Below are 11,801 nucleotides of genomic sequence, written 5' to 3'. Positions count from 1 at the left end.
CCTCCCTTAATATACTGTTTGCTTATACAAGAATCCTTCATCAAATGGACGATGTTCAGGCTGAATAGCTTCAATCGGATCTACGAGCATAAATTTTTCATCATCATAAGCTTCTGGATCTTCATTGAATAAATCAATTGCTTCTCTATATTGTTCTGTACAAACATTGATATATTCTTCGGTTTGTAATATACCGTCAATCTTGAATGCATCAATATTGGCTGCTAAAAGCTGTTCTAACTCTTCAATCAAACATATATCATTGGGCGACATAATATGCGTTCCATTGTAATCTTCAAAAACAGGATATTTGTTATCACGTTCTTCATCATATAATAACAACTCATTAGCTACTTTGTTTCGATGAATTTTCATTTGTCTTTCTTGGAAAGTAAAATAGTTACCTAATAACATGCGTTTTGATTGAAACATGCAAGTCATACCATGTACTTGTACTTCAATCTCTACATCTGCATGTTTCTTTATATTTAATATTTCATCTAAACTTAATTCTCTAGCTAGTTGCGCGCGTTGCGCCCCCTTTTCACCCCAATAGTTGCATTGGAAATAATTTGTGACTAATGCTTCTGCATCCCAATTTAATGGAATTGGGTTTTCTTGTTCATTTACATACATAACTACCGCTGGATCACCAAATATAATGCGGTCAACTTTTACTTCGTGTAAAAAATCTATATATGATTTTAGTGCATTTAAATGATAATTGTGAAATATACCATTTACTGCCACATAGGCTTTTTTACCATGTTTATGTATTAATTCCACTGCTTCTATCAACGCTTCTCTGTTGAATTCTCCTGCTAATCTTAAGCCGAATTTTTGCTCGCCAATTACAAAAGCATCTGCACCTTTTTCAATTAATGTCTCAATATGTTTAACAGATTTTGGCGTTACTAATAATTCTGTCATTTTGATTCTCCTTTAATCGAAATAGCTAGACCATCATCCATATTAAGGAAATTAGTTCTGAAATGAGGTTGAGCCATCAGCCATTCATTATATTCTTGTACTTTTTTTACCATTTGTCTAACATTTCTACTTCTCACTACGGAAATATCAGAAACAAAACCATGATACAAAACGTTATCTGTAACTACTATTCCACCTTCTTTGAGTAAAGGCGCATACAAAGTAAAAAACTTTTTTGATTGTGCTTTCGCAGCATCGATAAATATCATATCAAATGATTGATGTTGTATGTTTTCGAAAGCTTCTAAGGCATCTTTTTCAATTAACTCAATTTGAGTTTCATATCCAAATTTCGTAAAATTTTCTTTGGCTTTTAATTGCATGTCATCATCACGCTCGATAGTAACCACTTTTATTTCCTTAGAAACAGAAGCAAATTGCATACTACTATAACCAATTGCTGTGCCTATTTCCAAAATACGATTGGGTTTATGTATTCTAATCAGTTGCTTAATCATATCTAAAGTTAGCCTATCCACAATTGGAACATGATGTTCCACAGCATATGGTCTAAGTTGTTCAATAGCGATATCATTCTCTTTGTGCAATTCTAATAAATATGATTGATTATTATCCATTTCAAAACTTCCTTCAATGTAAATATTTCAAAGTGTTTTTGACAAATAAAATAAATCAGCCAATGATAATGACTGATTGTATTTCAATTAATAACAACAGCTATATGTTCTTATATTACGAACCACTTTTATATAATTCTTTGAAATTATCTCATAAATTTAATTTTAACTTTATATATTTTACCACAAAGCCATTTATATTATAAGTGTAAATTGTGATAACTAACTTGTTTATGTAGCTATAATGAATATTACATCAATTTCACATATTAAATGTGTATAAGAAACTAATACAGAAGGCTCTTGGATTAAATAGTGTAGTCATTTGCGTTGGCTTTTGGAGTAAAATAACACTAGTCTAAGATTTCAGGTTGAGTTAGTACCCGACATAATGAATACAAAAAAACTGCCAACAAAGTTAGAAACTTGTCGACAGTATGAACTGAAATTTTTAAATTCAGTTTAATAACATGATATTTATACTCGATGACCAGATTTTTTACAAATTAGCTTTTGTAAAATTATTGGTAAAAAAACAGTGTCACCTAAGACAAAGTGTAAACAATAGCGAATCGATTTGTAATTCAGATTCACACTTTATATATCAATGTATATTTTTAGTGTAGTCCAAATATTATTCATGGTTATGATCATGGTCGTCCATTTCAGTGTTAACGACTTCTTCAATCATATCCCATTCTTCATCAGTTTCAACTGGTAAGAATTTTCCGCCTTCACCATCTTCGTCGGGTTCATTAATCATTGGTACTAATTCGATTAAATCGTCATCATCTGATTCTGCACCTTCTTCAGCAAGAATCACATATTCTTTTTTAAATTCAGGATGGAAAAATTCTAATACTTTTCGATAAAGCACTTCGTTTCCATCTTCATCATATAAAGTTAATAATTCCTCTTGGTTGTTAATTTCAAATTCAGATTCATGGTTGTGTTCAGTCATTATAAAACGCTCCTTTTTATTGTATAGAATCTAAATAGCCTTGTAATATAAATACTGCAGCCATTTTATCTATTACTTTTTTTCGTTTTTGTCTAGAAACATCTGCTTCAAGTAAAGAACGTTCTGCAGCCATGGTACTTAAACGCTCATCCCACATGATTATCTCTACAGATGGCAATGCTTCCTGCAGTTGCTCCTTGTATTGTAACGAAGCTTCGCCTCGAAATCCAATAGAATTATTCATATTCTTTGGCAAACCTATGACAACCGTACCAACTTTTTCTTTCTCTATGATCGTTACTAGTCTGTCTATACCTAGTTCATTCTTATCTTCGTTTATATGGAGTGTATCTAATCCCTGGGCTGTCCAACCCATGAGATCACTTATAGCAATGCCAACAGTTTTACTTCCTACATCTAAACCTAAAATTTTATGTTTTAGCATTAATTACTTTGAGTTCTCTTGTAAATAATTTGAAACTAATTCTTCCATGATATCGTCGCGATCAATACGACGAATTTGGTTTCTAGCTTCATTATTACGTGGAATATACGCAGGATCACCTGATAATAAATAACCGACAATTTGATTTACAGGGTTATAGCCACGTTCATTCAGTGTGTTATAGACATTTTGAAGTACTGTTTTGACATCTTCTTTTGGAATTTCGTCATAATTAAATTTCATTGTTTTATCAAAGTTTTCCATTTTGTAACACTCCTTCATATCGACTAAAAAGTACTTATTGTTAATTCTACATTACAAAACGTAGAACTTATAGAGATTTAATGTAATCTTTAATGAAACGTAATGATTCTGTTATGTTTTCAGGTTGAGTGCCCCCACCTTGAGCCATATCTGGGCGGCCGCCACCTTTACCACCTACAATAGGTGCCATGTTTTTAATAATGTCACCAGCTTTTACACTGTCTGTTAATTCTTTTGGAACTGTAGCTACTAAAGATACTTTGCCATCTATGTTACTGATTAAAATTATAATAGCATCTTGCAACTTAGATTTAAAGTCATCCATTGTCTCACGAATCGCTTTTGCGTTTGCGACTTCAACTTCAGTTGCAAGTACTTTAAATCCATTAATATCTTCTACCTGATTTGTAATATCACCCATTTTCAATGTAGTGATTTCTTTATTTCTTTGTTCAAGTTGCTTAGATAATTCTTTTTCATCCACTTGCATTTGGATAACCTTGTCTAAAACTTGATCATCTGATTTCACTTTAACTTGTGCTTTCACCGCATTAAATTGTTCTTGTATTGTTTCTAAATATAAAAATGCTGATTTTCCAGTAAATGCTTCTATACGTCTCACACCAGCACCTGTACCTGATTCGCTCACTATTTTAAACAAACCTATTTCAGAAGTATTATTAACATGGATACCTCCACATAATTCAATGGAGAATGGTGCCATATTGACAACTCGAACGACGTCGCCATATTTTTCACCAAATAATGCCATCGCACCTAATTTTTTAGCTTCAGCAATAGGCATTTCTTGTATATTCACATCTATACTATTCCAAATTTCTTCATTAACTCTTCGCTCAACGTGATCTATTTCATCTTGAGTCAAAGGTCCGAAATGCGTGAAATCAAATCTTAATCTCTCCGCTTCAACAAGTGAACCTGCTTGATTAACATGATCTCCAAGTACTTCTTTTAATGCTGCATGTAATAAATGTGTTGCGCTGTGGTTCTTTTTAATATCTCTTCGTTCAACATGGTTTACACTAGCAAGCGCTTCGTCATTCTTTTTAACAGTTCCAAATTGTATTTCACCTTTGTGTAAATTTTGTCCATTAGGTGCTTTGGTTACTTCAGTAACTTTGATTTCGAACTGTTCATTACTTATTGTACCTTCATCTGCTACTTGTCCACCACTCACTGCATAAAATGGCGTTTCTTTTAAAATAAAATAAATGATTTCTCCAGCTTCGGCTTCGTTTACAAAATTTCCATTATAAATGATATCAGTAATAAACGTTTTTTGATCCATGACGTCATAACCTACAAATTGACTCTCTGTTGTTATTTTTTTCAATATGTCACTTTGTACTTGCATAGATTGAGAGTTTTGACGAGCTTGTCTAGCTCTATCACGTTGTTTTTGCATTTCATCTTCAAAAGTATTCATATCAACAGAAAGGTTTTCTTGTGTTGCAATTTCTTCAGTAAGTTCGACTGGAAAACCATATGTGTCATATAATTTAAATGCATCCTTACCACTGATTTCATTTGTCGTTGATTTTGCTTTTGCAATTAAATTATTTAATATCGCTAAACCTTCTTCCAGTGTTTCATGGAAACGTTCTTCTTCCGATTTGATCACGCGTTTGATGAAATCAGCTTTTTCTTTAACGTTCGGATAATAAGGTTCCATTATATCTGCAACGATATCAACCAATTTATACATAAATGGTTCATTAATATCTAATGATTGACTAAACCTTACAGCACGACGTAAAAGTCTACGCAATACATATCCTCGTCCTTCATTTGCTGGTAATGCACCATCAGCGATTGCAAATGAAATTGTGCGTATATGGTCAGAAATGACTTTAAATGCTACAACATAAGTATCTTTTTCAAGATACTTTTTACCTGAAACTTTTTCTACTTCATTAATGATTGGCATAAACAAATCAGTTTCGTAGTTTGTACGAACATTTTGCGCTATAGATGCCATTCTTTCAAGCCCCATACCAGTATCAATATTTTTATTTGGTAATGGTGTGTACGTATGATCTTTATTATGGTTAAATTCACTAAATACTAAATTCCAAACCTCTAAAAATCTTTCATTCTCACCACCTGGATACATTTCTTCTGCAGGATCATCTTGTCCAAATTGATCACCGCGGTCATAGAATATCTCAGTATTAGGGCCAGAAGGTCCTTCACCAATATCCCAGAAATTTCCTTCTATACGAATAATTCTACTCTCTTCTAAACCTATGTCTTCATTCCATATTTTATAGGCTTCTCTGTCCTCAGGATGTATCGTTACATACAATCGTTTTGGATCCATAGCCATCCATTTTTCATTCGTTAAAAATGCCCAAGCAAATTCAATAGCCTCTTTTTTAAAATAATCACCAATTGAAAAATTACCTAACATTTCAAAAAAGGTATGATGTCTAGCTGTAAAGCCAACATTCTCAATGTCATTAGTTCTTATAGCTTTTTGAGAATTAACAATACGAGGCTTTTTAGGTGTTTCTCGGCCATCAAAATATTTTTTTAATGTCGCAACACCAGAGTTAATCCATAGTAAAGAATCATCATCTATAGGTACTAATGGTGCAGAAGGTTCAACCATATGTCCTTGTTCAACAAAGTAATCAATAAAATTCTGTCTAATTTCACTTGCTTTTAAGTTTTTCATACTTAAAATTCCTCCATCTCAACTCAAGTTATATCAGTTATTTGATAAAAAAGAAAATAAAAAACGTCCATCCTATCAAAAGGGACGAACGTTTCGCGGTACCACCCTAGTTATAAGCATTAATAATGATTACTAATTTCGCTTATCACTTTAAATAAGTATATTTATTATTTAACATAAAGTAGCTTTCAACTATGCTACCTGTACTTTTCACCAACCAGTACATCTCTTGTCGACTACCATAGTTTACTCATCTTTATGCACAATCAATTATATTGTATTTACTTTAACCTACGTTGTCAATGTTCAACAAAATCATATGGTGAAATATCTCCCATATTAATCATAGGATTAATTTTATATATATTTTCTTCTGTTAAAACAGTCGTCGAATCAAATGTATCATCAACTTCATCTTCATCATTTCGATCATCATTATTAAAATACGTTTTTAAGAACGTACAAAGCTGTGTCATTCTCACTTGACCATTTGTATTTAAACCGATTTCGAAAGCTTGTGGGTCCCCCAGAAACACCAGTGATTGCTTAGCTCTTGTTAGTCCAGTATATAATATTTGTTTTTGCAGCATTCTAAAATATTGCTTAACCATAGGCATAATAACGATTGGAAATTCGGAACCTTGTGATTTGTGAATAGACGTACAATATGCATGTGTTAGTTCCAATAAATCTTGCCTTACAAAAGTAATTTCATTTCCGTCAAAATCAACGACAATCACATCTTTATTTAAGGCATTTTCTTTTGCCCAAAATATACCAACAACCACTCCAATATCACCATTAAATATATTATCACTTGGTCTATTTACTAGTTGTAGTACTTTATCTCCTTTTCTAAAGACAACATCCCCGAATTCAACTTCACGTGTTTCTTTCTCTTTAGGGTTTAAAATTGTTTGCAATACAGCATTTAATTTTTTTATACCCGCTGAACCTTTATACATCGGAGCTAATACTTGTATATCACTCATATCATAACCTTTATTTACAGCGCTTGAAACCACCTTTTCAACTACTGAAGGTATTTGATCTGTTGAACAGTTGATAAAGTTACGATCGTGAAATCTTTGTGTAATATCGATAGGTTCACCCAATTTCATTCTATGTGCTAATTCTATGATACTAGATCCATCTTGTTGTCGGTAAACTTCAGTTAGATTCACTCTGGGGATTACTTTAGAATCAATGAGATCTTTAAAAACCTGACCTGGGCCTACAGAAGGCAATTGGTCTTCATCACCTACTAATATGACTTGAGCATCTATTGGGACGGCACTAAGGAATTGATGAAATAACCAAGTGTCGACCATTGACATTTCATCTATAATAATTAATTTCGCTGAAATCTCATTATCTAAAATATCCTCTGGTTGTGTGTCTTGGTTCCAACCTATTAACCGATGTATCGTCATAGCTTCCAAGCCCGTAGATTCTGCCAATCGTTTTGAAGCTCTACCTGTCGGGGCTGCTAATACAACTGGATAGTCATCATTTTGATAATCATCATAATCTAAAGATAAACCATGTATTTCTGCATATAATTCAACAATACCTTTAATCACAGTTGTCTTTCCTGTTCCTGGTCCGCCAGTTAACAGCATAATTTTAGTATTGATTGCAGTTTGTAACGCATCTCTTTGAGAATTTGCATATGTAACCTGATTACGTTGTTCTATTTCACCAATTTCTAATTGTAATTCAGATTGTTCTATTTCTTTTAATTTATTCGTATATGTGTAATTACGATATAAGTTTTGAACACTTTTAAGTTCCGAATAATATAAACTAGGAATTGCTATTTCACTTTCTTGTTTTACTAATTTAGTATCTTCAACAAGGACTTGAATCATATTTTCTAACTGTTGATGTTCAATCACTTCATTAGGTGGTTGCGACAACATTTCTTGTGTCATTTCTAATACAGTTTGTGTCGGCAAGTATGTGTGACCTTGCTTAATGCATTCTTCTTCTAATACATACAATAAACCAGCTTTTAAACGCTCATCATCGTTATACTGAATACCCACATTTCGTGCTAAAGTATCTGCTTTGTTAAAGCCGATACCTTTCACATCGTAAACCAATTGATAGGGTTTGTTTTCTACAATATTGAGTGTATCGCCTAAATAAACTTGATAGATTGCCATCGCGAGTTTAGGCCCAAACCCTAAATCATGTAATCGAATAATGATTTGCTCTGTTTCTTGATTACTCGCAATTTGTTCAGCGATTTGCTTTTGCTTTTTCTTTGGCAAACTAGGTACCTTTTCTAAAATAGATGAGTCATTTAAAATATCTGAAATTGCATTTTCTCCAAGTGTGTTTACAATATTTTGAGCTGTTTTTTTACCTATGCCTTTAAATAAATCACTAGATAAGTAGCTAATTATAGCTTCTTTTGTTTGAGGTAACTCTTTTTCAAACGTTTCAGCCTTTAACTGTTTACCATATTTAGGATGTGAAACGACTTGTCCTTTAAAAGTATAAACATCGCCTTCAGCAATTTCTGGAAAAAACCCTACAACTGTAGGCATAGAATCAAATTCTTCATTAGATTCTATCGTATCTACTTTTAAAACAGTATAAAAATTGTCTTTGTTTTGAAACAAGATAGCATCTACAGTACCTTTAATCATTGAATTATTAAATAATGTAGGGTTATCCATGTAATTACTCCTCCTCTGCAATTGATTTAAACGTTTTGATGGCATGTTGACTCATCAAATGTTCTGGGTTGATAGAAACTGCACGTTCAAAATATTCTATGGCGCTTTCAGTATCTTCAGTTAACATATAGGTTGCTAAACCTAAGTTATATAAAGCATCCGTATGGGCTTCATCTAATGTGAGTACATACTTTAATTGTGAAACGGCTTGTTCATACATTTCTAAGTGGCACAACACTAGTCCATACTGAAATTGTACTTCTACATCATTGCGATTATCCTTTTCAGCGGCAGTCATTAAAAAGGGAAGTGCTTCTGTAAAAGCTTCTAACTGGTTAAAAGACATACCAATCATGTAATTTGTATCTATTTCGTCCACTTTATATTGCAAGGCTTGTTGATATAATTTAACCGCTTCTTTATAACGTCCCTCATTGTAATAGACATTAGCTAAATTGTAATAAACAGCACCATTTTCTGGGTCGATGGTTAGTGCTTTCTGGAAAAATTTTTCTGCTTTATCTATTTCACCCGCTTCAGCTATTAAAATACCTGCATTGATATAGTTTTCGACTTCATTCGGGTTTGCTTCTATATTTTCAAATAGTGCTGCTAAAGCTTGCTCAAAATTACCTTGTTTTATCAGCGTATAAATTTGTTCTTGATTCATGCTATCCCTCTCTCTCAACGTCTTATTATAACATTTAAGAATGAAAAAACAGTAAAAAAGGAGTAAGTGACAAATCAAAAATTTAAATTTGATATTGTACGCTTACTCCTCAAAACATGTTCATCTATAAAACTTTATATTTAATTAACAATAAATCATTGTTATTTACTATTTGCCAAGATAATTAATTTATTTGTTTAAACAACATAACTTAATTGACCTGATGTTTTGTATACATCATCTATAGTAGCGCCACCTAGACATACATCACCATCATATAAAACAACTGATTGACCTGGAGTAATTGCGCGTACAGGTTCATCAAATGTTACGCGAATCGCATCATCATTTTCTCTTTGAACAAAAACTTTTGTATCTTTTTGACGATATCTAAATTTTGCTGTACATTTAAAGCCATTTTCTAGATCAACAGGGTTAACAAATGAAATATCTGAAGCAATCAAATAATCACTATAAAGGGCTTCATGATGAAAACCTTGTTCTACATATAAGACATTTTCATTTAAATTTTTGCCTACAACAAACCAAGGATCACCATCTCCACCAATACCTAAACCGTGACGTTGTCCTATTGTATAGTACATTAATCCTGTGTGTGTGCCTATTTTTTTACCATCTAATGTTTGCATTTCACCAGACTGTGCAGGTAAATATTGAGATAAAAATGTTTTGAAATTACGTTCACCAATAAAACAAATACCAGTAGAATCTTTTTTCTTAGCGGTAGCTAAATCTTGTGCTTCAGCAATTCTACGAACTTCTTTTTTATCAATATCACCTATCGGGAACATTACTTTTGATAATTGAGATTGTGATAATTGATTTAAGAAATAAGTTTGATCTTTATTATTGTCAACACCGCGCAACATTTCAACATGTCCATCTTCATGGCGACGTACACGTGCATAATGACCTGTAGCTACATAATCTGCACCTAACTTAAGTGCATGTTCTAAAAATGCTTTGAATTTAATTTCCTTATTACACATCACATCGGGGTTTGGTGTGCGTCCTTTTTTATATTCATCTAAAAAATAAGTAAACACTTTATCCCAATATTCTTTTTCAAAATTAACTGCATAATATGGTATACCAATTTGATTACATACAGCTATGACATCGTTATAATCTTCCGTAGCTGTACACACACCGTTTTCATCCGTGTCATCCCAGTTCTTCATAAAAATACCAATAACATCATAACCTTGTTCTTTTAATAAATGTGCTGTAACGGAACTATCTACGCCACCTGACATGCCAACAACAACACGTGTATCTTTATTTGACAACTAAACTTCCTCCTTGAATTTATGATAAATTTTGTGAATTTCAGTAACTAAATATTTTATTTCTTGTTCGGTCGTTTGTTCATTAAAGCTAAATCGTACAGAATGATTTGCTCTTGTATCATCACCATACATTGCCAATAAAACATGTGAAGGCGATGTGGAACCTGCAGTACATGCTGAACCAGAAGCTACATATATATTGGCTAAATCTAGCAAGGTTAACATGGTTTCTACATCAATAAATGGAAAATACAAATTAACGATGTGACCTGTAGTGTCTGTCATTGAGCCGTTTAACTCAAAAGGAACTGATCGTTCTTGTAATGAAACAAGAAATTGATTTTTCAAATTCATCAAATGGACATTGTTTTCATCTCTATACTGATTTGCTAGTTTTAAAGCTTCAGACAACCCTACAATTTGGGGAACATTTTCTGTACCTGCTCTTCTTTTCACTTCTTGTCCTCCACCTAATTGTGGAAACTTGACGGTTGTACCTGTTTTTATTAGTAAAACTCCGATACCTTTTGGCCCGCCAAATTTATGTGCTGTAATACTCATTGCATCGATATCAAATTCATGAAAATCTATGTCTAAGTGGCCGATTGCTTGTACCGCATCTACATGAAATATGGCATTTGAATGACTTACAATTTCATCAATATCATACATTGGTTGTACTGTACCAATTTCATTATTAACAAACATGATTGAAACGAGTATCGTCTCATCAGTTAATGCACTTTTTAATTGTTCTAACGATATCAAGCCTTCCACATCTACATCAAGGTATGTTACATCAAAACCTTCTTTTTCTAATTGTTCAAAAACATGGAGTACTGAATGATGTTCTATTTTAGTTGTAATAATATGCTTGCCTTTATCTTGATTTGCATACGCAATACCTTTAATCGCTGTATTATTAGATTCTGTTGCTCCACTTGTAAAGATTACTTCACTCGGCTTAGCATTGAGTTGCTTTGCTACGAAACGACGAGACTCATCTAAATATTTACGTGCATCTCTACCTATACTATGAATAGAGGACGGATTACCGTAATGCGTTGTATAGACTTCCATCATTTTATCTATTACTTGCTGTTTAACTGGCGTTGTAGCAGCGTAATCTGCATATACTTCCATGTTTGACACTCCTTACAAATTTATCAATGTTCCAATGATAGCACCATCTATTTAA

Annotated in this window: 10 protein-coding genes; all 10 read right to left on the bottom strand. The window is 32.7% G+C overall.

Annotated features, from left to right (window positions below; all coding sequences use genetic code 11):
• Positions 1-6: 6 nt before the first annotated feature.
• Complete coding sequence (locus NST87_RS06150) at positions 7-930, bottom strand: peptidase U32 family protein (protein WP_019469409.1); 924 nt, start codon at positions 928-930, stop codon at positions 7-9.
• Entirely contained in the window at positions 927-1,568 is a 642-nt protein-coding gene (locus NST87_RS06145) for an O-methyltransferase (RefSeq protein ID WP_019469410.1), read from the bottom strand. Before NST87_RS06145 ends, NST87_RS06150 begins: the two co-directional genes overlap by 4 nt.
• A 634-nt stretch (positions 1,569-2,202) precedes the next feature.
• On the bottom strand, positions 2,203-2,529 hold the full coding sequence (locus NST87_RS06140; RefSeq protein WP_019469411.1) for a DUF1292 domain-containing protein: 327 nt from the start codon (positions 2,527-2,529) through the stop codon (positions 2,203-2,205).
• A gap of 16 nt (positions 2,530-2,545) precedes the next feature.
• Positions 2,546-2,974 (bottom strand): Holliday junction resolvase RuvX, encoded by a 429-nt coding sequence (ruvX, locus tag NST87_RS06135; RefSeq protein WP_019469412.1) that lies wholly within the window; start codon positions 2,972-2,974, stop codon positions 2,546-2,548.
• Between the two features lie 3 nt (positions 2,975-2,977).
• Positions 2,978-3,238: an IreB family regulatory phosphoprotein gene (locus tag NST87_RS06130; protein WP_019469413.1), complete on the bottom strand. Its 261-nt coding sequence runs from the start codon at positions 3,236-3,238 to the stop codon at positions 2,978-2,980.
• A 67-nt stretch (positions 3,239-3,305) separates the two neighbouring features.
• On the bottom strand, positions 3,306-5,936 hold the full coding sequence (gene alaS, locus NST87_RS06125; RefSeq protein WP_340721408.1) for an alanine--tRNA ligase: 2,631 nt from the start codon (positions 5,934-5,936) through the stop codon (positions 3,306-3,308).
• Positions 5,937-6,235: 299 nt separating this feature from the next.
• Positions 6,236-8,623 (bottom strand): SF1B family DNA helicase RecD2, encoded by a 2,388-nt coding sequence (recD2, locus tag NST87_RS06120; RefSeq protein ID WP_340721406.1) that lies wholly within the window; start codon positions 8,621-8,623, stop codon positions 6,236-6,238.
• Positions 8,624-8,627: 4 nt separating this feature from the next.
• Entirely contained in the window at positions 8,628-9,293 is a 666-nt protein-coding gene (locus NST87_RS06115) for a tetratricopeptide repeat protein (protein WP_040030022.1), read from the bottom strand.
• A gap of 197 nt (positions 9,294-9,490) precedes the next feature.
• Positions 9,491-10,603, bottom strand: a complete 1,113-nt coding sequence (gene mnmA / locus NST87_RS06110) for a tRNA 2-thiouridine(34) synthase MnmA (RefSeq protein ID WP_019469417.1) — start codon at positions 10,601-10,603, stop codon at positions 9,491-9,493.
• Positions 10,604-11,746, bottom strand: coding sequence for a cysteine desulfurase family protein (locus tag NST87_RS06105; protein ID WP_340721405.1), 1,143 nt, complete (start codon positions 11,744-11,746; stop codon positions 10,604-10,606).
• Positions 11,747-11,801: the final 55 nt, after the last annotated feature.

It is taken from the genome of Staphylococcus sp. FSL W8-0271, from assembly GCF_038006605.1.
In the GTDB taxonomy this organism is placed as follows: Bacteria; Bacillota; Bacilli; order Staphylococcales; family Staphylococcaceae; genus Staphylococcus; species Staphylococcus cohnii.
This window is presented reverse-complemented; position numbering and strand designations above follow the sequence as displayed.

Coding starts and splice junctions, on each gene's coding strand:
- alaS (WP_340721408.1), bottom strand. CDS start 5,936: ATGAAAAACTTAAAAGCAAGTGAAATTAGACAGAATTTTATTGATTAC.
- NST87_RS06150 (WP_019469409.1), bottom strand. CDS start 930: ATGACAGAATTATTAGTAACGCCAAAATCTGTTAAACATATTGAGACA.
- NST87_RS06130 (WP_019469413.1), bottom strand. CDS start 3,238: ATGGAAAACTTTGATAAAACAATGAAATTTAATTATGACGAAATTCCA.
- NST87_RS06105 (WP_340721405.1), bottom strand. CDS start 11,746: ATGGAAGTATATGCAGATTACGCTGCTACAACGCCAGTTAAACAGCAA.
- ruvX (WP_019469412.1), bottom strand. CDS start 2,974: ATGCTAAAACATAAAATTTTAGGTTTAGATGTAGGAAGTAAAACTGTT.
- recD2 (WP_340721406.1), bottom strand. CDS start 8,623: ATGGATAACCCTACATTATTTAATAATTCAATGATTAAAGGTACTGTA.
- NST87_RS06115 (WP_040030022.1), bottom strand. CDS start 9,293: ATGAATCAAGAACAAATTTATACGCTGATAAAACAAGGTAATTTTGAG.
- NST87_RS06140 (WP_019469411.1), bottom strand. CDS start 2,529: ATGACTGAACACAACCATGAATCTGAATTTGAAATTAACAACCAAGAG.
- NST87_RS06145 (WP_019469410.1), bottom strand. CDS start 1,568: ATGGATAATAATCAATCATATTTATTAGAATTGCACAAAGAGAATGAT.